The organism is Streptacidiphilus sp. ASG 303, from assembly GCF_020991365.1.
Taxonomy (GTDB): Bacteria; Actinomycetota; Actinomycetes; order Streptomycetales; family Streptomycetaceae; genus Peterkaempfera.
The window spans coordinates 96233-121908 of record NZ_JAJLRA010000016.1 but is presented as its reverse complement, the minus strand read 5'-3'; the positions used below and the strand labels follow the sequence as shown (position 1 = coordinate 121908).

Genomic DNA, 25676 nt, shown 5'->3' with positions numbered 1-25676 from the left:
GGGTAAGGCTCCCAGTAGACGACTGGGTTGATAGGCCGGGTGTGGAAGCCGAGTGATCGGTGGAGCTGACCGGTACTAATAGGCCGAGGGCTTGTCCATAGTTGCTCCGCGTCCACTGTGTAGTTCTCGGGTTGCGAACAGTCGCGCCGGTGAACAGAACCACTTCTCAACTGAAGAGTGTGTTCGCTGAACCCAAAAGGGTTTCGGTGGTCATAGCGTGAGGGAAACGCCCGGTTACATTCCGAACCCGGAAGCTAAGCCTTACAGCGCCGATGGTACTGCAGGGGGGACCCTGTGGGAGAGTAGGACGCCGCCGAACAATCATTCAAAGCCGCGGCCCCCAGCGATCTGCTGGGGCCGCGGCTTTTTGTTTGCCCGCCGACCGGTCGCCGTGGGAGCGCCGGCACGGTAGGCGGGCGCATGCAGGACAATGGAAAGCGGTGTGCAACCGTCGGCACCGCGCCGCACCGTGCATCAGTCGCACGGTGGGGCAGAGCTAGAAGAACCTGAAGGAGCCAACCTCGATGTCGAACTCACCCCAGGACCGTCCGGAGCGCCGTTCGGGAGACGGGCCGCAGGGCCGGGGAGACGCCGAGCGTGGCGGCTCCCGAGGCGGCCGCAGCTTCGAGCCCCGTGCACGCGGCCAGTGGTCGGACGACCGCGGAGGGAACCGCGGGCGTGACGACCGCGGTGGCTCCTCCTACCGTCGCGACGACCGGCCCGGCGGTTACCAGGGGGACAACCGCGGTGGCGGTTTCCGTCGGGACGACCGTCCTGGTGGCTACCAGCGTGACGACCGCGACCGTGGCCCCCGTGAGGGCGGTTTCCGCCGCGACGACCGGCCCGGCGGCGGCTTCCGCCGTGACGACCGTGACCGTGGCCCGCGTGAGGACCGTGGTCCGCGCGAGGGCGGTTTCCGTCGTGAGGAGCGTCCGGGCGGTTCCCGTCGGGACGACCGTCCCGGTGGCTACCAGCGTGACGACCGCGACCGTGGCCCCCGTGAGGGCGGCTTCCGCCGCGATGACCGGCCCGGCGGTTACCAGGGGGACAACCGCGGTGGTGGTTTCCGTCGCGATGACCGTGACCGTGGCCCGCGTGAGGACCGTGGTCCGCGCGAGGGCGGCTTCCGCCGTGACGACCGGCCCGGCGGTGGTTTCCGTCGCGATGAGCGTCCTGGTGGCTACCAGCGTGACGACCGCGACCGTGGCCCCCGTGAGGGCGGCTTCCGCCGCGACGACCGGCCCGGCGGCGGCTTCCGCCGTGAGGAGCGACCCGGCGGTTTCCGTCGCGATGACCGTGACCGTGGTCCGCGCGAGGGCGGCTTCCGTCGGGATGACCGGCCCGGTGGCGGCTTCCGTCGCGATGAGCGTCCCGGTGGCTACCAGCGTGACGACCGTGACCGTGGCCCGCGTGAGGACCGTGGTCCTCGTGAGGGCGGTTTCCGCCGCGAGGAGCGTCCGGGCGGTTTCCGCCGGGACGACCGTGACCGTGGCCCGCGTGAGGACCGTGGTCCGCGCGAGGGCGGTTTCCGTCGGGAGGACCGTCCCGGTGGCTACCAGCGCGACGACCGTGACCGTGGCCCCCGTGAGGGTGGTTTCCGCCGCGATGACCGTGACCGTGGCCCGCGTGAGGACCGTGGTCCGCGCGAGGGCGGTTTCCGCCGCGACGACCGGCCCGGTGGCGGTTTCCGTCGCGATGAGCGTCCCGGTGGCTACCAGCGTGACGACCGTGACCGTGGCCCCCGTGAGGGTGGTTTCCGCCGCGACGACCGCGGTCCGCGTCGGGACGACCGGTTCGGCGGCGGGCGTGACCGGCGGGACGACCGTGGCGGACGCCCGTACGAGGGGCGTGGCGGCCGGTTCGAGGGGCGTGGCGAGTCGGACGACCGCCGGCCGAACTACGAGCCGGTCCGGCGCCTGCCGATCCCGGAGGACGTCACCGGCATGGAGATCGACGCCGACGTCCGCCAGGAGCTGAAGAGCCTCCCCAAGACCCTCGCGGACGACGTGGCCCGCAACCTGGTGATGGTGGCCCGCCTCCTGGACAGCGAGCCGGAGCAGGCCTACGACTACTCCCGGGTGGCCCTGCGGCTTGCTTCGCGCGTCGCCGCCGTCCGGGAGGCCGCAGGCTTCGCGTCCTACGTGACCGAGCGGTACTCCGAGGCGCTGACCGAGTTCCGGGCGGCGCGGCGGATGACCGGCCGTGCCGACCTGTGGCCGGTCATGGCCGACTGCGAGCGCGGCCTCGGCCGTCCGGAGCGGGCGCTGGCCATGGCCGGTGAGCCCGAGGTGAAGCAGCTGGACAAGGCGGGCCAGGTCGAGATGCGCCTGGTGGCGGCCGGTGCCCGTAGCGACATGGGGCAGTTCGACGCGGCCGTGGTGACCCTGCAGAGCCCCGAGCTCGCGTCCAACTCGGTGCAGCCGTGGACGGCCCGGCTTCGGTACGCCTACGCCGAGGCGCTCATCGCCGCGGGGCGTGCCGACGAGGCCCGCGACTGGTTCTCCAAGGCCGCCGACGCGGACCAGGAGGGCGTGACCAACGCGGCCGAGCGACTGGCCGAGATCGACGGCCTGGAGTTCGTCGACGCCCTCGACCCTGAGATGGACGAGGACGACGACGCGGTCGAGGGCGGCGCGGACGCCGCTCCTGTCGAGGGCGCCGTCGACGCCGAGGACGACCTGGACGAGGACGACCTGGACGACCTGGACGAGGCCGACGACCTGGACGAGGCGGACGACGCCGAGGACGACGAGCACGACAAGGCGGAAGCCTCGGACGGCGCGTCGGCCGACGAGGAGCCGGCGGACCGGGGCGCGTTCCTGAACAGCCCGTTCCGGGAGCCCGGCACCGAGGCCGTTCCGGCCGAGGGCAAGGCCGAGGCCGGGGAGAAGGCCGAGGACGCGGCGGGCGAGCCCGCCGACCGCGGGCAGGACGGCCCCGCCCAGGGCTGAACCCCGGTGCGCCCGCGCGTCCGTGACGCGGCGGCAGACGGATGAAGGAGGCGCCCCGCCGGAGGATTCCGGCGGGGCGCCTCCCGTTGTGCGTGACGGTCCGTCAGCCCAGGTCCAGGCTCCGCAGCACCAGCCCGGTGGCCGGCTTAGGCCCGAAGGAGGTGGACTTGCGGGGCATGGTCACACCCTGCTCGGCGAGCCGCCGCACCACGCCCTCGTCCACCGGGTGCAGCAGGACCGCCGTGCCGCCGTTCCGTTCGGCCTCCCGTACGGCCGCGGCCTCGTCGTGCAGGTAGCCGACGGCCTCCGCGGTGTCGGGCACCCGCCAGACGCCGTCCAGCAGCACCGAGTGCAGCACGGTGGCGTCCAGCCGCCGCCACTCCTCGGGCCGGTCGGTCCGCACGGCCTGCTTCAGCGCGGCCTCCCCGGGGCCGCGCAGCAGCCGGTACCGCCCGTCCCCGGCCAGGACGAACGCGTTGGGGACCGGCTCCCCCGTCCCCCCGCCGCCGGCCCGCTTGGCGGCGGCCCGCTTGGCGGCGGCCAGGGCGTCGAGGGCGTCCGGGAGGGAGGCCCCGAGGTCGTCGACGCGCCAGCCCTCGCCCAGCAGCTCCAGGGCCCGGGCCGGAGGGAGGTGCCGCAGGACCCGGTGGATCGCCCGCACCCGCAGCGGGTAGCGGGCCGTGTCGACCAGCAGCACCATGCCGCGGTCCCACGGACTGTGCGCCAGGTGCCGGTGCTCCTGCTGCAGCCGCAGGTACATGGCCCAGCGGTGGTGGCCGTCGGCGATCAGCGCCCGGCAGGTGGCGAGGTCCGCCGCCACGGCGGCGTGCTCCGCGGCGCCGGTGACCGCCCACAGGCGGTGGCGGACGCCGTCGGAGGTGGTCGTGGTGAGCAGCGGCGGCCGCCGGGCGGCCTCCTCCACCACGCCCGCCGCGCCGCCCTTGCCCCGGTAGGTCAGCAGGAGCGGTTCGAGGTTGGCGCGGGTGGTGCGCATCAGGCCGACGCGGTCGGCGACGGGCCCGGGCATGACATCCTCGTGCGGCAGGACCACGCCCGCCGAGGGAGGGCTGACGGCGAGGGCGCCGATCAGGCCCCGCTGGAGCAGGCCTTCGTCCGGTGCGCCGTCGGGGCCGGGGAGGCGCTGCTCGTACACGTACAGGGCCGGGGTGTCGTCGGCGGCCAGGACGCCCTCCTGCCGCCACGCGGCCAGCAGCCGGGCCGCGTGCCGGTAGCGGGTGTCGACGCACCCGGGCTGCGGCCGGCCGGGGCCGGCCTCGGGCCGGGGCAGGATCAGCCGCACCACGTTGTGGGGGTCGGCCGTCTCCAGCCGCGCCAGCCGGTCAGGGTCGACCACGTCGTACGGCGGCGAGGTGACGGCCGCCAGGCCGCCGACCCGGTCCGGTACGTAGCGCAGTCCGCGGAAGGGCGCCAGCGACAGTCCCGCAGCGGCGACGTGCCCGGGATCGCCGGGGCCGCCCTGGTGAGAAGCTGCTGCACCGTGTGCACTGAGAGCCTCCATTGTGGGCATGTTAACCGGGTACGTCCGGCCGGGTGATCACGGCTCCCGGCCCGGCGGCTGCGGAGGGCGACCGGGAAGGGGCGCGGACATGACCACCGGACGGGAGCGGGCACAGGACCGGGACGCCGTGGACGGCGCCGGCACCGGGGGCGGGGGCGGCGCGGACGGCGCGGGCGCTGCGAACCGAGCGGGCGCTGCGGACGGCGCGGATCCCGGGGGCGCCCCCGGCGGAGGGGAAGGGACGGACGACCCCCGGGAGCACGTGTACGAGTGGTTCCGGCGCGGCAGCCTGCTCCTGGCGCAGGGCAGTGCGGCCGCCGCCGAGCAGCTGCTGGCGCGGGCGGCGGCCGCCGAGCCCGGGTCGCGCTCCATCCGGGAGACCCTGGCGAGGGCCCAGTTCGACGCCGGGTCGTACGCTGCTGCCCTGGAGAACTTCCGGGCGGTGGCCCTGGCCGACCCCTCGGACGACTACGCGCAGTTCGGCTGGGGGCTGGCGGCGGCGCGGACGGGCGACTTCGAGGTGTCCGCCGAGCACCTGGCGCTGGCCGTCGCCATGCGCCCCACGTCCGACCACTACCGTGCGGCGCTGCGGCAGACGCGGGCGACGCTGCGCGCCCGCGCCGGGGCCTTCGGGCCCGTGCCGCCGCACCTGCGCGGCCCGGGACCGCAGCTCCCGGAACCCGACGGCACCCGCAGCGACCGACAGGAAGAGCAGGAATGACGCACACGGCAGCCGGCAGCACCGGCGGAAGCGACGGCGGGACGGCCCCCGGGGCCGGACGGGACGCCGCACCGGCACCGCGCACCGCCCCCGCGGCGAGCGCCCGGCCGCTCGCCGAGGAGTACGACACCGCCCTCCTCGACCTCGACGGGGTGGTCTACGCGGGCCCGCACGCGGTGGACCACGCCGTCGAGGCGCTGGAGGCGGCCCGCCGGGCGGGCATGCGCCTCGCGTACGTCACCAACAACGCCTCCCGGCCGCCGCAGGCCGTCGCCGACCACCTCACCGAGCTGGGCGTGCCCGCCGAGGCGTCGGAGGTGGTCACCTCGGCGCAGGCGGCCGCCCGGCTCGTGGCGGAGAAGGTGCCGGCGGGCTCCGCCGTGCTGGTGGTCGGCGGCCGGGGCCTGGAGGAGGCCCTGGAGGAGCGCGGACTGCGGCCGGTGCGCTCGCTGGACGACGGCCCGGCCGCGGTGGTGCAGGGCTACGACCCGTCGGTGGGCTGGCAGCACCTCGCCGAGGCCGCGTACGCGGTGGCGCGGGGCCTGCCGTGGGTGGCCTCCAACACCGACCTCACCATCCCCACCGCACGCGGCACCGCGCCCGGCAACGGCACGCTCGTGGCGGCGGTCCGCACCGCGACGGGCACCGAGCCGGAGGTGGCGGGCAAGCCGCTGCCGCCCATGCACCGCGAGACCGTGATCCGCACCGGCGCCGAGCGGCCGCTGGTGGTCGGCGACCGCCTGGACACCGACATCGAGGGCGCCGCCAACGGCGGCGTCGACAGCCTGCTCGTCCTCACCGGGGTCACCACGGCGGCGCAGCTGCTCGCCGCGCCGCCCGTGCACCGGCCCACGTACGTCGCCGCCGACCTGCGGGCGCTCCTGACGGCACAGCCCGAGGTGTCGTCCGAAGCCGGCGGCGCGTACCGCTGCGGGGGCTGGACGGCCTCGGTGGGCGGGGACGGCCGGCTCCGGCTGGACGGCGGCGGCGACCCGTACGACGGGCTGCGGGCGCTCTGCGCGGCTGCGTGGACCGCCGCGGACGGCGGCGCGGACGCCCCGGACGGACGCAAGGCGCTGGCCGACCTGGGGCTGTGACCCGTACGGACCTGCCGGGCGGGACCGTTCCGCGGACGGCCGCGGACGGCCGCGGACGGTCTGCGGGGCCGCCCGGCGGGGGCGTCAGATCAGTGACCGCAGCCGCAGCAGGTCGCGCAGCCCCGCCTCCAGCCGGACCCTGCCGTGCGCCCAGGCGGAGGCGAAGTGGAGCTGTCCCGCGACGAGCGCGACCAGGTCGTCGCTGGCCATCGCGAGCCGGATCTGGGCCTTCTCGGCGGGCGGCCCCGGGGTCTCGACGACGTCCTGGATGCGGCCGTCGCGCAGGTGGCCGGAGAACGTGACGTCCAGGTCGGTGACCCAGCAGGTGAGCGAGCGGTCCACCGCGGCGGCGCTGCGGACGTCGCCCTGGGAGCGCGCGAGGTTCTCGCTGAGCCGGGTCAGTGCCGTGCGGCACTCCTCGGAGGTCGCCATGGGTGTCCGCTCCCCTCGTGCGTTGCTGCTCGTGCGTTGCTGCGGGTCGTCCGCCGCCGGTGGTCCGGGTGCGCCCGCCGTCCGGCCTGTCCGTCGTCCGGGCCTGTCCGTCGTGCGGGCTCCCGGTGACGGTACCCCAGGGCGCGGACGCGTCCGGCGACGCGGCGGGCCCGCTCGCCGGGCCGCCGCGGGACGCCGGGAGGCGGTAGCGTCGTCAGGGGGCGTCCCGGCGATCACGGGCGCCCCGGCGCCGACCGGGTGGGCCGGGGCGGGCGTGACGGAAGCGAGGAGGACCTGATGCGCGACACGCTGCGCGGCTGGGTGCAGTCCGCCGCAGGCATCGCCGAGGAGGCGGGCAGGCGGACGGTGCACACGGCCAAGGACCTGCTGGACCGTACGGGGGTGGACGTCGACGGCCTGCGGCACACGCTGGCCGACCAGGTCCCCGCCTCCGCGCGGTCCCTGCAGTCGCTCGCCGGGGACGCGGCCGCGGCCGGTCGTGAGGGCAGGGACGCGCTGACCGGCTTCGCCCGCACCGAGGCCGAGCGCGCCTGGCACGTCGTCGGCTGGATCGGCGACCAGGCCGTCAAGGTCGGCGTGGTGCTGGAACTGCTGGAGCGCAAGCTGAGGGAGGTGGAGAAGGGCGGCGGGAAGCCGCAGGAGACGACCCCTCAGCCCAGGGCGGGGAAGCTGTTCGCCGACTGGCACGAGGAGACGGCCGAGGAGCGGTCGACCAGGCCGGAGCGGATCCCGGTCGTGGAGGAGCCCGTACCGGCCCCCGTGCCGGCCCCCGCGCGCAAGGCCCCGGCACGGAAGGCCCCGACGCCGCGGAGGACCGCTGCGGCCGGCGGGACGGCCGCAGCGGAGAAGGCCACGGCCAAGGCCGCTGCGAAGAGGACCGCCGCGGGGACCGCCGCGAAGAAGGCGACGGCGGCACAGGTGGCCGCGGCGGCGACGGTCGCCGCGGGGAAGGCGCCCGCCGGGCGGAGCACCGCCGCCGCGAAGAAGGCCGCGGCGGCGAGGAAGAGCACGCCCGTGAAGAGGACCGCTCCCGCCGGGACCTCGGCCGCCGAGGCGTTGGAGCAGGTCGCCGCCGCCTCCGCGGGGAAGCCGGCCGCGACCGGGACCGCCGCGAAGAAGGCGACGGCGGCGAGGAAGGCAGCCGCGAAGAAGGCGGCCACGAAGACGACCACCGCGAAGACGACCACCGCGAAGACGGCCGCGGCACCTGCGGCGAAGAAGGCGGCGGCGAAGAAGGCGGCGGCGAAGAAGACGGCGGCGGCCGGGACGGCCGCGGTGAAGAAGGCCGCGGCGAAGAAGACCGCCGCCCGGAAGACCGCCGATGGCTGAGTCCGTGCCCGAGCCCGCGCCTGGGTCCGCCCCCGCCGAGCCCCCCGGCGGCCCTGGAGGGCCTCCCGCCGGGCCCGTCACCGCCGCCGCGGTCCCGCCCGGGTCCCGTCCCGGCGGCGGGCCCTGGGCGCCGTCGGAGGAGCCGCTGGGCCTCGCCGTGGAGGAGACCGGCCACGCCGCGGTGGACGCCGCCCTGGCCCGCCTGGAGGCCGCGGACGGTACCCCTGCCGACGCCCACGTCCCCCTGTACGAGGATGTCCACCAGCGGCTGCGGGACACCCTGGCCGCCCTGGACAACCGACCCGGCCCCGTCCCGGGGCCCTAGGAGCTGAAGCAACCCGTGGCAGTGGCACGACGCCGACTCGACGCGGAACTCGTCCGCCGCAGGCTGGCCCGCTCGCGTGAGCACGCGAGCGAGCTGATCGCGGCCGGCCGGGTGACCGTCGGCGGCACCACCGCGACCAAGCCGGCCACCCAGGTGGAGACGTCGGCGGCCGTCGTGGTGGCGAAGGACGAGAACGACCCGGACTACGTCTCGCGCGGCGGCCACAAGCTGGCCGGCGCACTGGCGGCGTTCGGCCCGCGGGGCCTGACCGTCGAGGGCCGCCGCTGCCTGGACGCGGGCGCCTCCACCGGCGGCTTCACCGACGTGCTGCTGCGCGCCGGGGCCGGGCACGTGCTGGCGGTGGACGTCGGCTACGGGCAGCTGGCCTGGTCGCTGCAGAGCGACGGGCGGGTCACCGTCATGGACCGCACGAACGTCCGCGAGCTGACCTTGGAGCGGATCGGCGGCGAGCCGGTGGACGTGGTCGTCGGCGACCTGTCGTTCATCCCGCTGGGGCTGGTGCTGCCCGCGCTGGCCTCCTGCTGCGCGCCCGACGCCGACCTGGTCCTCATGGTCAAGCCCCAGTTCGAGGTCGGCCGGGAGCGGCTCGGCAGCGGCGGCGTGGTCCGCAGCCCGGCGCTGCGGGCCGAGGCGGTGCGGCAGGTCGCCGCCCAGGGCTGGGAGCTGGGCCTCGGGGTGCTCGGGGTCGCGGCGAGCCCGCTGCCGGGGCCGTCGGGCAACGTCGAGTACTTCCTCTGGTTCCGGCGGGGCGCGCCCCCGCTCGATCCGGCCGAAGCGGACCGCGCCGTGGACGAAGGGCCCCGGTAGGGTGCGGTCCACGTCCCCGCAGCACCAAGGGCACGGCCGCACCGAGGACGCGGTCCACCGCTGACAGGAGGGGACGCCACCCGGCCACGGACGCCCGGGCAGGCGTAGGAGAGGGCATGAGTGACTTGCGAACGGTCTTCCTGATCGCGCACACCGGCCGTGCGGCCGCGCTGCGCAGCGTCGAGCACCTGGTTCACGGCCTGCTGAAGGCCGGCATCGGGATCAGAGTGCTGGCCGCGGAGGCCGAGGACATGGACCTGCCCGCAGGGGTGGAGACCGTGGCGGCGGCGCCCGGGGCGGTGGGCGGCTGCGAGCTGATCCTGGTGGCCGGCGGCGACGGCACCCTGCTGCGCGGCGCCGAGCTGTCGCGGCAGACGGGCGTGCCGATGCTGGGCGTCAACCTGGGCCGGGTCGGCTTCCTCGCCGAGGCGGAGCGCGACGACCTGGCGAAGGTCGTGCAGCGCGTCGTCGACGCGGACTACGAGGTCGAGGAGCGGATGACGATCGACGTCCTCGTCCGCGCCGACGGCCGGGTCATCCACCGCGACTGGGCGCTCAACGAGGCGTCGGTGGAGAAGGCGTCGCGGGAGCGGATGCTGGAGGTCGTGACCGAGGTGGACGGCCGCCCGGTGTCCACCTTCGGCTGCGACGGCGTGGTCTGCGCGACGCCCACTGGCTCGACGGCGTACGCGTTCTCCGCGGGCGGGCCGGTGGTGTGGCCGGAGGTCGAGGCGCTGCTCATGGTGCCGATCAGCGCCCACGCGCTCTTCGCCAAGCCGCTGGTGACGTCGCCGCACTCGGTGCTGGCGGTGGAGGTGCTGCCGAAGACGCCGCACGGCGTGCTCTGGTGCGACGGGCGGCGGTCGGTGGAGCTGCCCGCGGGGGCCCGGGTGGAGGTGCGGCGCGGCCGCATCCCGGTCCGGCTGGCGCGGCTGCACCGGGCGCCGTTCACGGACCGGCTGGTGGCGAAGTTCGCGCTGCCGGTCACGGGCTGGCGGGGCGCCCCGCACGCCGGCTGAGCCCCGGGCGGCGGGCCGGCCAGGTCCCGGCCCGCCGCCCGGCACGGGCCCGGCGCGGTGCGTGCCGGGCCCGGTGCCGCACGGGGTGCGCGGGGTGCGCGGGGTCACTCCCGGGCCGGACCGGCCCCGGGACCGGCCCCGGGCCTGCCCGGCCCGGTGGGCGGCAGGCCCTGCGAGGCGGCGAGGAGCTCCATCCGGGCCCGGAGCAGTTCCACCACGTCCGCCCGCCGGCCATGGCCCTCCTCGTGCGCGAGCAGCTCCCGCAGCTGCTCCAGGGTGAGGGACCTGATGCGGTTGCGCAGGTCGGAGGCCGGCAGCCGGTCGAAGTCCGGCACCAGCCCTCCGTCCGAGGGGCCCTGACCCGCCGGTCGCGTCCAGTCGGTCATGGCGGCACTCCTCTCCGCCGGTGCCGCCGGGACGGGCCCGGCCGCCCCGGGGATCCGGCGGCTCCGGGCCGCGGTCGCCCCGCGGCACGTCCTGCCTGCCGGGTACCGCGTCCGGCTCCCGGAAAACCCGACCGGATCGAAGGAACCCTCCGCCACGGCGCGGGTGCTCGTCGCACTCGGGCCCTCGAACCTCGTAAGGTCGTGTCCGTGTTGGAGGAGATGCGGATACAGGCGCTGGGCGTGATCGACGACGCTGTCGTCGAGCTGTCGCCCGGGTTCACCGCGGTGACGGGCGAGACCGGCGCGGGCAAGACGATGGTGGTCACCAGCCTGGGACTGCTGCTCGGAGGCCGCGCGGACCCCGCGCTGGTCCGCACCGGGGCCGGGCGGGCCGTCGTCGAGGGCCGGATCAGCCTCGACGCGGCGTCCCCCGCGGCCGTCCGCGCCGCCGAGGCGGGGGCCGAGCTGGACGAGGGCGCGCTGCTGGTCAGCCGCACCGTCTCCGCCGAGGGGCGCTCGCGGGCGCACGTCGGCGGCCGGTCGGTCCCGGTGGGCCTGCTCGCCGAGCTCGGCGAGGACCTCATCGCCGTCCACGGCCAGACCGACCAGCAGCGGCTGCTCAAGCCGTCCCGGCAGCGGGGCGCCCTCGACCGGTACGCGGGCGCCGCCGTCTCCAAGCCGCTGGAGCGGTACCAGCAGGCCTTCCGGCGGCTGCGGGAGGTCGCGGCGACGCTGGAGGAGCTGACCACGCGGGCCCGGGAGCGGGCCCAGGAGGCGGACCTGCTGCGCTTCGGCCTGGAGGAGGTCGCCGCCGCCGAGCCGCTGCCGGGCGAGGACGCCGAGCTCGCCGCCGAGGCCGAGCGCCTCGGCCACGCCGACGCCCTGTCCTCGTCCGCGACGCTCGCCCACGGCGCGCTGGCCGGCGACCCCGCCGAGCCCGACTCGGTGGACGCGGGCACGCTGGTCGCCCAGGCCAGGCGCGCCCTGGACGCCGTACGGGCGCACGACCCGCGGCTCGCCGCGCTCGCCGACCGCCTCGACGAGGTGGGCTACCTGCTCGCCGACGTCGCCGCCGACCTGGCCGGCTACGCCGACGGGCTGGACGCCGACCCGGTGCGGCTGGCGGCCGTGGAGGAGCGCCGGTCGGTCCTCTCCCACCTGGTCCGCAAGTACGGCGCCCCCGAACCGGGCGCCGCCGGCGACGACGCGCAGGGGTCCGGCACCACCGCGGTGCTGCGCTGGGCCGAGGACGCCGCGGCCCGGCTGGCGGAGCTGGAGGGCGACGACGACCGCATCGGGGAGCTGGCGGCCGAGCGGGAGGCGCTGCGCGCCGAGCTGTCCGCGCTCGCCGCCGAGGTGTCCGCCGCCCGGCACGCCGCCGCGGGCCGGTTCGCCGAGGCGGTCACCGCCGAGCTCACCGAGCTGGCCATGCCGCACGCCCGGGTGACCTTCGCCATCGCGCAGACCGACGCCGACGCCGGGGACGGCCTGGAGGTCGGCGGCCGCACCGTCGCCTACGGCCCGCACGGCGTCGACGAGGTCGAGGTGCTGCTCGCCCCGCACCCGGGCGCGCCGCCCCGGCCGATCGCCAAGGGCGCCTCGGGCGGCGAGCTGTCCCGGGTGATGCTCGCCGTGGAGGTGGTCTTCGCCGGGGCCGACCCGGTGCCCACGTACCTCTTCGACGAGGTCGACGCGGGTGTCGGCGGCAAGGCGGCGGTGGAGATCGGCCGCCGGCTGGCGAAGCTCGCGGAGAGCGCGCAGGTCGTGGTGGTCACCCACCTGCCGCAGGTGGCGGCCTTCGCCGACCGGCACCTGGTGGTGGAGAAGACCAGCGACGGCACCGTCACCCGTTCGGGGGTCAAGACGCTGGACGACGCCGAGCGGGTCCGCGAGCTCTCGCGCATGCTGGCCGGACTGGAGGACTCCGAGCTCGGCCGCGCCCACGCCGAGGAGCTGCTGGCGGCCGCCCGCGCCCCCCGGCGCCCGGACCGGGCCGCCTCCTGACGGCCGGGGCCCGCCCCACCCGGCCGGGGCGGGCCGCCCCGGGACGGGCCGGTACGGGACGGATCGGTACAGGACGCGCCGGCACACCACGGGCCGGCACAGGACGAGGAGGAGCCGTGGCGGGACGGACCGAGCGCGCGGGACGGCACGGGGACGAGGGCGGCGGCCGCGGGCGGCTGCTCGTGCTCCTCGCCGCGGCCGGCGCAGCCAGGGCGGTGTACGCGGCCCTGGACCGGGTGCCGCCCGGTGAGCCCGCCCTGTGGGAGCGCCGCAACGGCCGCGGCCGCGTCGTCACCCTCTACCAGGGCCCCGCCGTCGCCGTCGCGGCGGCCACGGCCGTCGCCGCCGCCCCCCAGCTGCCGCCGCCGGTCCGCGCCGCCGCCGCACTGGCCGCCGTGGCCGGGGCCGGGGCCGGCGTCGCCGACGACATGGCGGGCGGGAAGGAGCGCGGCCTGCGCGCCCACCTGGCGGCGCTGCGGCGCGGCCGGGTCACCGGCGGCGCCGTGCGGCTCGCCGGCGTCGGCGCGGCCGGCCTCGCCGCCGGCTGCCTCCTGCACCGCAACACCCCGGACCGGCTGCTGGCCGCCGCGGTCGTCGCCGGCACGGCCGGCGCGGCTGACCTGCTCGACGCGCGCCCCGGCCGCGCCGCCAAGGCGGTCGTGGCCGCCGGGCTGCCCACGGTGCTGCGCGGCGGCCCCGGGGCCGCGGCCGCCGCCGCCCCGGTGGGCGCCGCCGCCGCGCTGCTCCCCGACGACCTCGGCGAGCGGACCACGCCCGGCACGGGCGGCGCGCTCGCCCTGGGCGCGGCCCTCGGCACGGCGTGGGCCGCCGGGTCCGGGCGGACCGGGCTGGCGGTGCGCGCGGCGGCCCTGCTGGCCCTCCACGCCGCGGCCGGGCGCGGCCTGTACGGGGAGGGATGGTGGGCGCGGCAGCCGCTGCGCGCCCTGGACCGGGCGGGACGGGCCGCACGGCCCTCCTCCTGACGGACCGGCAGGTCCCTCCGGACCGGCCGTCCGCCCCCCTCCGGCGACCCCCGGCCGCCGGAGGCGTCATCCGGCCCCGCGGCCCCTGTACTCTGCGGTGCACACCTGCGGTGCCGGGCGCCGGCCCGGGCCGCGGACCGGCCGTCCCCTCGCGCCGGGAGAGCTCGGCGGACCAGATCTACTCGGAGCGAACCACGTGGACGACACCTCTGCCCGGGGGGCGGCCCCCGCCCCCGAGCCGGGCCAGCTGCACGCGGTGCTCGTCGTCGCCGCCAGCACCGGCGGCGTCGGCGCCCACGTGCGCTCCCTCGCCCAGGGGCTCGTCGCGCACGGCCTCAAGGTGACCGTGTGCGGCCCGGCCGCCACCGACCCCCTATTCGGCTTCTCCGAGACCGGCGCCCGCTTCCACCCCGTGGAGATCACCCCCAGCTCCGGCCCGCGCAGCGACGCGGCCGCCATCGGCGAGCTGCGCCGGGCCTTCACCGGCGCCGGGGTGGTCCACGCCCACGGGCTGCGCGCCGGACTCCTCTCCGACCTGGCCCTGCGGACCGCCGGCCGGGTGCCCGGCATGCGGCCGCAGACCCCGCTCGTCGTCACCGTGCACCACGCCCTGCTCGGCACCGGCATGGAGCGGCGGCTGATGCGCCTGATGGAGCGGCGGGTGGCGCGCGCCGCCGACCTGCTGCTGGGCGCCTCCTCCGACCTGGTCGCCCGCGCCCGGGAACTGGGCGCCGGCGACGCCCGCCTGGGGCCGGTGGCGGCGCCGCCGCTGCCCGCCCCGACCCTGGACCGGGCCGCGGCCCGCGCGGCGCTGCCCGGAGCGGACGGCGACCGCCCGGTGGTGCTCGCGGTCGGCCGGCTGGCCCCGCAGAAGGGCTTCGACCTGCTGCTGGACGCCTCGCGGGAGTTCACCGGCCCCGGCCCGCGGCCGCTGGTCCTCATCGCGGGGGAGGGGCCGGAGGGCGCCGCGCTCCGCGACCGCGCCGAGGCCGAGGGCCTGCCGGTGCGGCTGCTCGGCCACCGCACCGACGTGCCGGACCTGCTGGCCGCCGCCGACGTCGTGGTGATCAGCAGCTGCTGGGAGGCGCGCCCGCTGGTGGCGCAGGAGGCGCTGCGCGCCGGGGTGCCGCTGGTGGCCACCGCCGTTGGCGGGCTGCCGGAGCTGGTCGGCGACGCGGCGGTGCTGGTGCCCCACGGGGACCCGCGTGCGCTGGGCCGGGCCGTCGCGGACCTGCTCGCGGACGCGCCGCGCCGTGCCCTGCTGGCGGAGCAGGGCAGGGCCCAGTCCGAGACGTGGCCGGACGAGGCGGCCACCGTCGCCCAGGTGCTCTCCGTCTACGACGAGCTGGTCCAGCGGGCCTGACGCCCCGCCCGCGGCCCCCCGTCCGCGGGCCCGCACGCCCGCCACCCTGCCCCTCCGGGGCGGCCCCGGACGGCCCAGGACGGCGCCGGGAGGCAGGCTCCCGGCCGGTCCGGCGCGGATCCGCCCGGGCCTCCCGGATCCGCCCGGCTGGCGCCCCGGCCCCGCCGCGCCGAGACTGTCGGGTACGGCCGCGCCCGTGCCGACCGGGCGTGCCGCGAGGAGGACGATGGCCGGGGATGCCGGCGGGGAGCGCAGGTTCCCCGGGGTCAGGGTGCTGGTCGGGACGTACGAGGCCGACGGCGAGCTCGTGGAGCCTCTGCTGCCCGCCGGCGTCGAGCCGTGGGACGACCCGGTGCGCTGCGCGGTGTGGGGCCTGGACTTCCCCTTCCCCGGCCCGCCCTACCGGCTGGCCGCGGTGGCGGTGCGCGTGCGCTTCGCCGACGAGCTGCACCACTTCTTCCCGGTGGCCTACTGCAGCCGGTCGGAGGAGCCGGAGGCCGGACTGGTGGGCGCCGCCGGGCCGCGCCGGCGGGCCGACATCGGGATGTCGGCCGCCGCCGGGCAGCGCATCCTCACCGTGGGCGGCGCCGACGGCGGACGGCTGATCACCGTGACCGCGACCCCGGACCGCCCGGCGTCGGTGGACGAGTTCGCCGGGCCGCCGCTGCTCCAGGTGCGCGGGGACCCGGACATCCCGCACCGGGGCCCGGCCGGCCCGTACCGGCTGGTGCGGACCGACCTGGTGATCGACGGCACGGCCCTGGAGGCCGGGCCCGGCCTGGTGACCGTGGACACGTTCTCCGAGCTGGACCCGCTCCTCGCCCTGGAGCCGGTCCGCATGCGGGACTGCTTCTGGGGCACCGTCGAGCTGCGCTCCGCCCGCGAGCGGACGGTGCACCGCGCGACGGGCGGCGGGCAGCGCCCCCGCCCCCGGTGAGCCCGCCCCCGGCGAGCCCCACCCGGGGAGCCGCTCCCACCCGGGGGGGGCCGCTCCCGCCCGGGGGGCCGCTCCCGCCCGGTCCGGCGGGGGCCTCAGCGCTCCTGGTAGGCGCCGCTGGCGTTCAGCCGCAGGGCGGTGTCGATCAGCGGCACGTGGCTGAACGCCTGCGGGAAGTTGCCGACCTGGCGCTTGCGCCGCGGGTCCCACTCCTCGGCGAGCAGGCCGACGTCGTTGCGCAGGGCCAGCAGCTTCTCGAACAGCTCCCGCGCCTCGCCGACCCGGCCGATCATGGCCAGGTCGTCCGCCAGCCAGAAGGAGCAGGCCAGGAAGGCACCCTCGTCGCCGGGCAGGCCGTCCACGTTGCGGCCGTCGGTGCCGTGGGTGGGGTAGCGCAGCACGAAGCCGTCCTCGGTGAGCAGCTCCCGCTGGATCGCCTCGATGGTGCCGATCACCCGCTTGTCGTCCGGCGGCAGGAAGCCGACCTGCGGGATGAGCAGCAGCGACGCGTCCAGCTCCCGCCCGCCGTAGTACTGGGTGAAGGTGTTGCGCTCGGCGTCGTAGCCCTTCTCGCACACGTCGCGGTGGATGGAGTCGCGCAGCTCGCGCCAGCGCTCGATCGGCCCGTCGGTGGGCGTGCCCTCCAGCAGCTTGATGGTGCGGTCGACGGCCACCCAGGCCATCACCTTGGAGTGCACGAAGTGGCGGCGGGGGCCGCGGACCTCCCAGATGCCCTCGTCGGGCTCGGTCCAGTGCTTCTCCAGGTAGCCGATGAGCTTGAGCTGCAGCATGTGGGCGTGGTCGCTGCGGGCCAGGCCGGTCATGTGCGCCAGGTGCAGCGCCTCGACGACCTCGCCGTACACGTCGAGCTGGAGCTGGTCGGCGGCGCCGTTGCCGGTGCGGACGGGGGCCGAGCCCTCGTAGCCGGGCAGCCAGTCGAGCTCCATCTCGCCGAGCTCGCGCTCGCCGGCGATGCCGTACATGATCTGCAGGTTCTCCGGGTCGCCGGCCACCGCGCGCAGCAGCCACTCGCGCCAGGCGCGGGCCTCCTCGCGGTAGCCGGTGCGCAGCAGCGAGGAGAGGGTGATGGCGGCGTCCCGCAGCCAGGTGTAGCGGTAGTCCCAGTTGCGGACGCCGCCGATGTCCTCGGGCAGCGAGGTGGTGGGGGCCGCGACGATGCCGCCGGTGGGGGCGTAGGTGAGCGCCTTGAGGGTGATCAGGGAGCGGACCACCGGCTCGCGGTAGGCGCCCGCGAAGGTGCACTGGGCGACCCAGCCGCGCCAGAACTCCTCGGTGGCCTCCAGCGCCGCCTCCGGGTCCGGCCGGTCGGGGGCGGGCAGGTGGGAGGCCTGCCAGGTGAGGGCGAAGGCGACGCGCTCGCCCTCACCGACGGTGAAGTCCGAGTAGGTGGTGAGGTTGCGCCCGTAGCTCTCCGCCTCCCCGTCCAGCCAGACCGAGTCGGGCCCGGCGACGGCGACGGTGCGGTACGAGCCGTCGGGCTCGTCGATGCGGTGCACCCAGGGCACCACCCGGCCGTAGGAGAAGCGCATCCGCAGCGCGGAGCGCATCCGCACCCGGCCGGAGAGGCCCTCCACGATGCGGATCATCTGCGGCACGCCGCCGCCCTCGGTGAGGTGGCGCGGCGGCATGAAGTCGATCACGCGGACGCCGCCGTGCGGCGTGTCCCACTCCTGCTCCAGGATCAGGGAGTCGCCCCGGTAGCGGCGGCGGTCGGCGGGGACGGCCGGGGCGTGCGCGGTCACCGGGATGCGCAGTTCCCCGGTGGACTCGAACTCGCTGAACTCGACGGGCTCCATCCGGGGGAGGGCGGCGGGCGCGGGGGCCTCGTCGGCCGGTCCGATCCGCCAGAAGCCGTGCTCGTCGGTGCCGAGCAGCCCCGCGAAGACGGCGGGGGAGTCGAATCGGGGCAGGCAGAGCCAGTCCACCGCCCCGTCCCTGCTGACGAGGGCGGCGGTCTGCATGTCCCCGATGAGTGCGTAGTCCTCGATACGGCCGGCCACGTGGATCTCCAGTTCGCGATGGTGCACGGCATCGTCCGGCGGTGTGGTCATGGTGGGGGGCCGTCGCTCGGCGATCGCTGGAGCTTCCCTCGTACGCAGGCGGCGCCCGGGGTGGCCGTGGAAGCCTCGGCGGCTCCGGATGTGTGGGGCGGGTGGTGGACGGCGGCAGGGGGCGTCGACCGCCCCCCTGCGACCGACGGCCCTGATGTCGGCGATGCGTCCGTGCAGAATACGACGGATGGGGCGGCTGTGGAGACCTCGGGCCGCCGCGGCGGGCGCGATCACCCGCGATCGTGTGAAAAGTAGCCCGACCGGAGGGTGCGCGACCACCCCTGCGGGCCATGCGGAACTGATCCTTCCGGGCCTCCCCCGGAACCGCCCGGACCCCCGCCGGAGCACGCACCTGCCCGGGCACTGATACCCTGGTACCCCGTGGACTGGTGGGATTCACCGCACGGTACCCGCCCCCCCCGACGCCCCCCGCGGCCCTCCGGCCGTCGGCGGACCGTCGCGGCGCGGCAGCCGGGCCCCCCTCCACAGGCGTCAGCCACGACCTGCGACCCACGGGAGCCCCCTCTTGGCACTGCCCCACTCCGGCAAGACCCAGACGACCAAGCACCTCTTCGTCACCGGAGGTGTGGCCTCCTCCCTGGGCAAGGGGCTCACCGCCTCCAGCCTCGGCGCCCTCCTCAAGGCGCGGGGCCTCCGGGTCACCATGCAGAAGCTCGACCCGTACCTCAACGTGGACCCGGGCACCATGAACCCGTTCCAGCACGGTGAGGTCTTCGTCACCGACGACGGCGCCGAGACCGACCTGGACATCGGCCACTACGAGCGGTTCCTGGACACCAACCTCCACGGCTCCGCCAACGTCACCACCGGCCAGGTCTACTCCACGGTGATCGCCAAGGAGCGGCGCGGCGAGTACCTGGGCGACACCGTCCAGGTCATCCCGCACATCACCAACGAGATCAAGTCCCGCATCCGCCGCATGGCCACCGACGACGTCGACGTGGTCATCACCGAGGTCGGCGGCACCGTCGGCGACATCGAGTCGCTGCCGTTCCTGGAGGCCGTCCGCCAGGTCCGCCACGAGGTCGGCCGGGACAACGTCTTCTTCGTGCACGTCTCGCTGCTCCCGTACATCGGCCCCTCCGGCGAGCTGAAGACCAAGCCCACCCAGCACTCCGTCGCGGCCCTGCGCAACATCGGCATCCAGCCCGACGCCATCGTGCTGCGCGCCGACCGCCAGGTCCCGCAGGCCATCAAGCGCAAGATCAGCCTGATGTGCGACGTGGACGAGGAGGCGGTGATCGCCTGCCCCGACGCGCCGTCGATCTACGACATCCCCAAGGTCGTGCACAGCGAGGGCCTGGACGCCTACGTGGTGCGCCGTCTCGACCTGCCCTTCCGCGACGTCGACTGGACCGAGTGGGACGACCTCCTGCGCCGCGTCCACCAGCCCGCGCACCAGGTCAGGGTCGCGCTGGTCGGCAAGTACATCGACCTGCCCGACGCGTACCTGTCGGTCACCGAGGCGCTGCGCGCCGGCGGCTTCGGCAACAACGCCCGCGTCCAGATCAAGTGGGTCACCTCCGACGACTGCCGCACCCCCGAGGGCGCCCGCGAGCAGCTCGGCGACGTCGACGCGATCTGCATCCCCGGCGGCTTCGGCGAGCGCGGCGTGGACGGCAAGGTCTCCGCCATCACCTACGCCCGCGAGAACGGCGTGCCGCTGCTCGGCCTCTGCCTGGGCCTGCAGTGCGTGGTCATCGAGGCCGCCCGCAGCCTCGCCGGCCTCGACGGGGCCAACTCCACCGAGTTCGAGCCCGCCGCCCAGCACCCGGTCGTCTCCACCATGGCCGAGCAGCTCGACATCGTGGAGGGCAAGGGCGACCTCGGCGGCACCATGCGGCTCGGCCTGTACCCGGCCAGGCTCGCGGAGGGCTCCATCGTCCGCGAGGTCTACGGCGGCGAGCAGTACGTCGAGGAGCGGCACCGCCACCGCTACGAGGTCAACAACTCCTACCGCGCCGAGCTGGAGAAGGCCGGTCTGGTCTTCTCCGGGCTCTCGCCCAAGGGCGACCTCGTGGAGTACGTCGAGTACCCGCGCGACGTGCACCCCTACCTGGTGGCCACCCAGGCCCACCCGGAGCTGAAGTCCCGGCCGACCCGCCCGCACCCGCTCTTCGCGGGCCTGGTCGCCGCGGCCATCACCCGGCAGCAGGAGCAGGCCGGGAAGTAGCCGCACCGGCGCCTGCCCGGGCCGCACCACGCCGCGACGGCGGCCGCACGATCTTGTGCGGCCGCCGTCGCGCTAGGTTGGACCCCGGGCCCCGAGCACCGGACCTCTGGTCGCGGACGGCGGCCCCCGGACGGCGGCCGGGCGGGACCCGGCCGCCGGGCCCGAGCGACGACTGGAGAGGTGCAGAGCCCATGACAGGCAGCGCAGCCGACATCCGCGACCTGGCCGAGGAGTGGCCGGTCCTCTCCTCCGAGACGCCCTTCCGGGGCGCGGTCACCGGTGTGCGGACCGACCGGCTGCGGATGCCCGACGGCTCCACCGCCGGCCGCGACTACCAGCTGCACCCCGGCTCGGTCGCCGTCCTCGCCCTCGACGCCGAGGAGCGCGTCCTGCTGATCCGCCAGTACCGGCACCCCGTGCGCCAGCGCATGTGGGAGATCCCGGCCGGCCTCCTCGACGTGCCCGGCGAGAACCCCCTGCACGCCGCGCAGCGCGAGCTGTACGAGGAGGCCCACTGCAAGGCCGACGACTGGCGGGTGCTGGTCGACTTCTACACCACGCCCGGCGGCTCCGACGAGGCCCTGCGGATCTTCCTCGCCCGCGGCCTCGGCGACGCCGAGGGCGAGCGGCACGCCGGGGAGGGCGAGGAGGCGGAGATCGAGACCGCCCGCGTGCCGCTGGCGGACCTGGTCGCCCGGATCCTCGCGGGGCACCTCCACAGCCCGTCGCTGGTCACCGGCGTGCTCGCGGCCCACGCCGCGCTGCGCGGCGGCGGAGCCGGCGCGCTGCGGCCGGCGGACGCGCCGTGGCCGGCCCGGCCGTTCCCGGCGGCCTGACCCGGGTGCCGCCCGCCGGCCTGCGCGTCGGCCTGCCGCCGGTCCGCCGCCGGTCCGCGATCCGCCGGACGGTGTGCGGTCGGCCGGCGCAGGGCCGTCCGGCGCGACGCTGCCCGGCGCGGCGCGGCGCTGCCCGGTGCGGGTCCCGCGCCGTCCCGGCCCCTCCTTCCGGGTGATCCGTAGGCTGGTACGACCGGAGGGTGACGGGGCGTGCGGCCACGGTGAACTACCCTTCCGGACGAGGGGTGCGCAGGCCGCCGCACCTGTCCGGTGGTGAGTGTCAGGAGAGGCTCGCGTGGCAGCTGAGACGGCGGCGGTCCACCCAGAGGACCCGAGCGGGCGGCCCGGCCCCTGCACCCTCCCCCCGGACCCCGTCCCCTTCGCCGGCCGCCGCGCCGAGCTCGCCGCCCTGCGCGCCGAGGTCGGCCGCCCCGGCCTCGCCGCGCCGGGCGACCGGGACGCCCCCGCCCGCCGCAGCCGCGTCCTGGTGGTCGCCGGACGGACGGGCTCCGGCCGCACCGCCCTCGCCGTTCGCTTCGCCCGCACCGTCGCCGCCGACCACCCCGACGGGCAGCTCTTCGTCCGCCTGGACGGCAGCGGCGACCGGCCCGTCCCGCCCGGACAGGCCGCCCGGCAGCTCCTCGCCGCACTCGGCGCCCCCGCCCCGGCCGGGCTGCCCGCCGACGCCGGACCGGCTGTGCTCCCCGGACCCGCCGGGCTCCCCGGACCGGCCGGTGCGGCCGGTACCGGCGGAGGCGGCCCGGAGGCGGACGGCGGCCCGGACCCCGCCTGCGAGGCCCTGCGGCGGGCCCTGACCGGCCGCCGCACCGTCCTCGTGCTGGACGACGTCCGCGACGCCGCGCAGCTCGAACCGCTCCTCCCCGACGAGCCCGGCTGCCTGGTCGTCGCCACCGCCGCCGGGCCCCTCACCGGGATCCCCGACGTCCGGCCCTGCGTCCTGGGCGGCCTCGACCCGGCCGCCGCCGTGGCGCTGCTCACCGCGCTGGTGGGGGAGACCCGCGTCGTCTGCGACCCCGTCGGCGCCGCCGAGCTCGCCGAGGCGTGCGGCTGCCACCCCGCCGCCCTCCGGCTGGCCGCCGGCTGGCTGCGGACCCGGCCGCGGGCGGCCGTCCCCGACGCGGTCCACGCCCTCCGCGACCTCGCGGCCGGTCCCGCCGCGCCGCCCGCTCCCCCCTCCGGGGGCGCTCCGGCCGCGCCCCCCGGCCCGGCCCCCGACCGCGGCCCGGGGGCCGGTACCGCCGAGGAGTCGGACATGCTCGCCGTGTGGGAGGCGTCCCGCCGCGCCCCCGCGGGGCCGCCGCAGCCGCCGTCCGGGCCGTCGCCCGCCGGGCCCGCGGAGTCCGACGTCCTGTCGGTGTGGGAGGCGGTCCGCTCCGGCGCGCCCGCCGCACGGTCCGCCGAGTCCGCCGGAGCCGCCCCGCGTCCGTCCGGTCGGACGGCCCCGGCCGCCCCGCGACCTGCCGCCCCGCGACCGGCCGCCGGGCCGCCCCGCCCCGCCGCCCCGCCGACCGTCCCGCCTGCCGCCGTCCCCCCGCCGGCCGTCCCGCGCCGCGCGCCGGGCGTGCCGCCGGTGCCCGCGGCCGCCCCCTCCGCCCCGCCCGCGCCGGGGGCCGCAGCGCCCTCCGGGCCGCCTGCCGCCCTGCTGTCCGTGCCGCTGCCGGTCCCCGGGCCGGGCCCGGTGGCCTGCACCCCGGCCGTGCCGCCCGCGCGTGAGCCGGCCGACCCCGCACCGCCGGCCCCCGCCGACCCGCTGACGCGGGCCTTCACCCTGCTCTACCGCGGCCTGCCGCCCGCCCAGGCCCGCATGCTGCGGCTGCTGCTCCTCGCACCCGGCTCCGCGGCCGACCTGCGGACCGCCTCCGCCCTGGCCGGCTGCCCGCCCGAGGCGGCCGGGCGCACCCTGCGGGCCCTGGCCGAGCAGCAGCTGCTGGAGGAGGAGCCGCCCGCACCGGACGGCACCGTCCGCCACCGGCTTCCGGCCCGGGTGCGCGCCCTCCTCGCCGGGACGCCCACCGGACCCGAGCGCCCCGCCGAACTCCAGCTCGCCCGCGCCCGGCTGCTGGAACGCCTGGTGCGCCTGGTCGAGTCCTGCCGCGCCCTGCTGGCCCCCGAGCCCGGGGCCCCCGCGCCCGAGCCGCTGCCCGGACCGCTGCGGCTGCACTCCGCCGCCCACGCCCGCGACTGGCTGCGCCGCGAACTGCCGGTGCTGCGGGCCGCCGCCCGCGACGCGGTCCGCGCCGCCGACCTGGACGGGCCGGCCGGCCGGCTCGCCGAGGCCCTGGTGCGCACCCTGCCGGCCGCCGGGCCCGCCGAGCCCGCCGTGCTGTTCGAGCTGCACGGGCTGGTCCGCGAGGTCGCCCGGCGCGGCGGCGCGCCCGGCCGCGAGGCCGCCGCCCTGGTCAACCAGGGCGACCTGCTCACCGCCGCCGGGGAGCCCGCCCGGGCGCTGGAGTGCTACCACGCCGCCCTGGAGCCGGCCCGTGCCGCGGGCGACGAGGGGGCGGCCGCCCGGGTGCTGGAGGCCGTCGCGGGCACCCACCGCGCACTGGGCGACCCGCTGCGCTCCGCCGACTGGTACGCCAGGGCGCTCGCGGTCCGCCGCACCCGCGGCGAGCAGCGGGAGGAGGCCCGGCTGTCCGCCCGGCTCGCCGAGGCGCTGGCCGCGCAGGGGCGGACCGAGGAGGCGGCGCGCGAGTACCGGGCGTCCCTGGCGCTGCTGCGACGGCTCGGGGAGGGCGTCGCCCAGGTGCCGGTGCTGCTGGAGGCGGCGCGGGTGCTGATGCGGGCGGGGCGGTCCGAGCAGGCGCTGCGGGCGTCCGGCGAGGCGCTGGCCGCCGCCCGGCGGTACGGGGACCGCGGACTGGAGCGGCGTGCGCTGCTGGCACTGGCCGACGTGCTGGAGGCGGCCGGCGACCCCGAGGGGGCCCGGCTCCACCGCGGTCAGGCGGCCCCGCCGTCCGCCCCCGCCCTCGTTCTGCCGCCCGCTCCCGCCCCCGTTCCGCCGTCCGCACGGTCGTCGGCCCCGCCGTCCCTGCCGCCGTCCGCCCCGCCCCTCGGGGGCCTCGCGGCCGGCCTGCCCGCCGAGGGCGGGTCCGGCCCGTCCGCCGGCCCCTCCTGACCGCACGGAGGGCCCTCCGCCCGGGCCCCGGCGGGGCGGCCCGCTTCCGCGACGAAAGGCCGGAAAGGGCATTGGGCCGGGTTTGTCCCCTCGTGGGCCCTTGCAAGCCTACGAAAGTGCCAATGATCGCCAGAGATTTGGTCGGTTTGTAAGGCTGGCGCATCGCCTGGGCTTCATTACACTCGATGGCAGATGCGCAGCGGCGTCGCACAACGGTGTGCTCCGCCCTGCGACCACCCGCCGGTGTTCCGCCGGTCGGGAACACCAGGGCAAGGGACGTGTATAGCCGTGAAGGTCGGCATCCCCCGCGAGGTCAAGAACCACGAGTACCGCGTGGCCATCACGCCCGCCGGCGTGCATGAGCTGGTCCGCAACGGCCACGAGGTCGTCATCGAGCGCGACGCAGGCGTCGGCTCCTCCATCCCGGACGCGGAGTACACCGCCGCCGGCGCGGCCATCCTCGACACCGCCGACGAGGTGTGGGCCTCCGCCGACATGGTGCTCAAGGTCAAGGAGCCCATCGCCGAGGAGTACCACCGGCTGCGCAAGGGCCAGATCCTCTTCACCTACCTGCACCTGGCCGCCTCGCGCCCCTGCACGGACGCCCTGCTGGAGTCCGGCACCACCGCCATCGCCTACGAGACGGTGCAGCTCGCCAACGGCGCCCTGCCGCTGCTCGCCCCGATGTCCGAGGTCGCGGGCCGCCTGGCCCCGCAGGTCGGCTCGTACCACCTGATGCGCTCGGCCGGCGGCCGCGGCGTGCTGCCGGGCGGCGTCCCGGGCGTGGCGGCGGCCAAGGCCGTCGTCATCGGCGGCGGCGTCTCCGGCTGGCACGCGGCCACCATCGCGCTGGGCATGGGCTACAACGTGACCCTGCTCGACCGCGACATCAACAAGCTGCGCGAGGCCGACCGCATCTTCGGCAACCGCATCCGCACCATCGCCTCCAACGCCTTCGAGCTGGAGAAGGCGGTGCTCGACGCCGACCTCGTCATCGGCGCGGTGCTGATCCCCGGCGCCAAGGCCCCCAAGCTCGTCACCAACGAGCTGGTCTCCCGCATGAAGCCGGGCTCCGTGCTCGTCGACATCGCCATCGACCAGGGCGGCTGCTTCGAGGACTCGCGTCCCACCACGCACGCCGAGCCGACCTTCCAGGTCCACGACTCGGTCTTCTACTGCGTGGCCAACATGCCGGGCGCGGTGCCGAACACCTCGACCTACGCGCTGACCAACGCCACGCTGCCCTACATCGTGGAGCTGGCCAACCGCGGCTGGAAGGACGCCTGCCGCCGCGACGCGGCCCTGGCGCTGGGCCTCAACGCCCACGAGGGCCAGCTGACCTACGGCCCGGTCGCCGAGGCCCACGGTCTGCACGCCGCCGACCTGGACACCGTGCTCGCCTGACGACACGCCCGTCGTCCCCCGGATGTCCGCGCCGGTCCGGCGCGGCCCCGGCGCCGCCGCCGCGGCGCCGGGGACCCGGGGATCCGGACGGCTCCGGCCGTCCCCGCCGACCGTCC

General features: G+C 77.2%; 18 protein-coding genes, 1 rRNA gene and 2 pseudogenes. 17 read left to right on the top strand and 4 right to left on the bottom strand.

The features are described from left to right. Nucleotides 1-202 precede the first annotated feature (202 nt). The 3 genes and pseudogenes from rrf to LO771_RS20160 all read left to right on the top strand — a co-directional run. Nucleotides 203-319: ribosomal RNA gene (gene rrf / locus LO771_RS20170) — 5S ribosomal RNA — on the top strand. Nucleotides 320-986: 667 nt separating this feature from the next. Beyond that, a pseudogene (locus LO771_RS31670) lies at nucleotides 987-1826 on the top strand (hypothetical protein); the annotation flags it as partial. A gap of 117 nt (nucleotides 1827-1943) precedes the next feature. Beyond that, nucleotides 1944-2652: pseudogene (locus LO771_RS20160) on the top strand (tetratricopeptide repeat protein); the annotation flags it as partial. Between the two features lie 402 nt (nucleotides 2653-3054). Here LO771_RS20160 and LO771_RS20155 read toward each other — a convergent pair. Beyond that, nucleotides 3055-4470: a DUF1015 family protein gene (locus LO771_RS20155; RefSeq protein ID WP_230654447.1), complete on the bottom strand. Its 1416-nt coding sequence runs from the start codon at nucleotides 4468-4470 to the stop codon at nucleotides 3055-3057. Nucleotides 4471-4558: 88 nt separating this feature from the next. Here LO771_RS20155 and LO771_RS20150 point away from each other — a divergent pair, with 88 nt between their 5' ends. Both LO771_RS20150 and LO771_RS20145 read left to right on the top strand, forming a co-directional pair. Beyond that, on the top strand, nucleotides 4559-5191 hold the full coding sequence (locus LO771_RS20150) for a tetratricopeptide repeat protein (protein WP_230654445.1): 633 nt from the start codon (nucleotides 4559-4561) through the stop codon (nucleotides 5189-5191). Next, a complete protein-coding gene (locus tag LO771_RS20145) occupies nucleotides 5188-6288 on the top strand; it encodes an HAD-IIA family hydrolase (protein ID WP_230654444.1) in 1101 nt (366 codons plus the stop codon). The genes LO771_RS20150 and LO771_RS20145 overlap by 4 nt, the downstream gene beginning before the upstream one ends. Before the next feature lie 84 nt (nucleotides 6289-6372). On the opposite strand, the gene LO771_RS20140 is transcribed toward LO771_RS20145, so the two are convergent. Beyond that, entirely contained in the window at nucleotides 6373-6720 is a 348-nt protein-coding gene (locus LO771_RS20140) for a sterol-binding protein (RefSeq protein ID WP_230654442.1), read from the bottom strand. 297 nt (nucleotides 6721-7017) lie between these two features. On the opposite strand from LO771_RS20140, the gene LO771_RS20135 reads away from it, so the two are divergent. From LO771_RS20135 to LO771_RS20120, 4 genes are all read left to right on the top strand, one after another. After that, complete coding sequence (locus tag LO771_RS20135) at nucleotides 7018-8070, top strand: hypothetical protein (protein WP_230654440.1); 1053 nt, start codon at nucleotides 7018-7020, stop codon at nucleotides 8068-8070. Beyond that, the gene (locus LO771_RS20130) at nucleotides 8063-8395 is read left to right on the top strand and encodes a hypothetical protein (protein WP_230654438.1); all 333 of its coding nucleotides are present in this window, start codon (nucleotides 8063-8065) and stop codon (nucleotides 8393-8395) included. Before LO771_RS20135 ends, LO771_RS20130 begins: the two co-directional genes overlap by 8 nt. Nucleotides 8396-8416: 21 nt before the next feature. Then, the gene (locus tag LO771_RS20125; protein WP_230654466.1) at nucleotides 8417-9223 is read left to right on the top strand and encodes a TlyA family RNA methyltransferase; all 807 of its coding nucleotides are present in this window, start codon (nucleotides 8417-8419) and stop codon (nucleotides 9221-9223) included. 116 nt (nucleotides 9224-9339) lie between these two features. After that, nucleotides 9340-10242, top strand: a complete 903-nt coding sequence (locus tag LO771_RS20120; protein ID WP_230654437.1) for an NAD kinase — start codon at nucleotides 9340-9342, stop codon at nucleotides 10240-10242. 104 nt (nucleotides 10243-10346) lie between these two features. Here LO771_RS20120 and LO771_RS20115 read toward each other — a convergent pair whose 3' ends face one another. After that, nucleotides 10347-10628, bottom strand: coding sequence for a hypothetical protein (locus tag LO771_RS20115; RefSeq protein WP_230654435.1), 282 nt, complete (start codon nucleotides 10626-10628; stop codon nucleotides 10347-10349). A gap of 219 nt (nucleotides 10629-10847) precedes the next feature. Between LO771_RS20115 and recN the strand changes: the two genes are divergently transcribed. From recN to LO771_RS20095, 4 genes are all read left to right on the top strand, one after another. Next, a complete protein-coding gene (gene recN / locus LO771_RS20110; protein ID WP_230654464.1) occupies nucleotides 10848-12632 on the top strand; it encodes a DNA repair protein RecN in 1785 nt (594 codons plus the stop codon). A gap of 116 nt (nucleotides 12633-12748) precedes the next feature. Beyond that, entirely contained in the window at nucleotides 12749-13615 is an 867-nt protein-coding gene (locus LO771_RS20105; protein ID WP_230654433.1) for a hypothetical protein, read from the top strand. 196 nt (nucleotides 13616-13811) lie between these two features. Then, entirely contained in the window at nucleotides 13812-14978 is a 1167-nt protein-coding gene (locus LO771_RS20100) for a glycosyltransferase family 4 protein (protein WP_230654431.1), read from the top strand. A 226-nt stretch (nucleotides 14979-15204) separates the two neighbouring features. Beyond that, nucleotides 15205-15915, top strand: coding sequence for an acetoacetate decarboxylase family protein (locus LO771_RS20095; protein ID WP_230654429.1), 711 nt, complete (start codon nucleotides 15205-15207; stop codon nucleotides 15913-15915). A 95-nt stretch (nucleotides 15916-16010) separates the two neighbouring features. On the opposite strand, the gene LO771_RS20090 is transcribed toward LO771_RS20095, so the two are convergent. After that, the gene (locus LO771_RS20090) at nucleotides 16011-17936 is read right to left on the bottom strand and encodes a glycoside hydrolase family 15 protein (RefSeq protein ID WP_230654462.1); all 1926 of its coding nucleotides are present in this window, start codon (nucleotides 17934-17936) and stop codon (nucleotides 16011-16013) included. A 583-nt stretch (nucleotides 17937-18519) separates the two neighbouring features. Here LO771_RS20090 and LO771_RS20085 point away from each other — a divergent pair. The 4 genes from LO771_RS20085 (at nucleotide 18520) to ald (ending at nucleotide 25560) form a co-directional block, all read left to right on the top strand. Then, nucleotides 18520-20181, top strand: coding sequence for a CTP synthase (locus tag LO771_RS20085; protein WP_230654460.1), 1662 nt, complete (start codon nucleotides 18520-18522; stop codon nucleotides 20179-20181). Between the two features lie 191 nt (nucleotides 20182-20372). Further along, entirely contained in the window at nucleotides 20373-21017 is a 645-nt protein-coding gene (locus tag LO771_RS20080; RefSeq protein ID WP_230654427.1) for an NUDIX hydrolase, read from the top strand. A 295-nt stretch (nucleotides 21018-21312) separates the two neighbouring features. Further along, nucleotides 21313-24156, top strand: coding sequence for a tetratricopeptide repeat protein (locus tag LO771_RS31400; protein ID WP_308188954.1), 2844 nt, complete (start codon nucleotides 21313-21315; stop codon nucleotides 24154-24156). Nucleotides 24157-24444: 288 nt separating this feature from the next. After that, on the top strand, nucleotides 24445-25560 hold the full coding sequence (ald, locus tag LO771_RS20070) for an alanine dehydrogenase (protein ID WP_230654425.1): 1116 nt from the start codon (nucleotides 24445-24447) through the stop codon (nucleotides 25558-25560). Nucleotides 25561-25676: the final 116 nt, after the last annotated feature.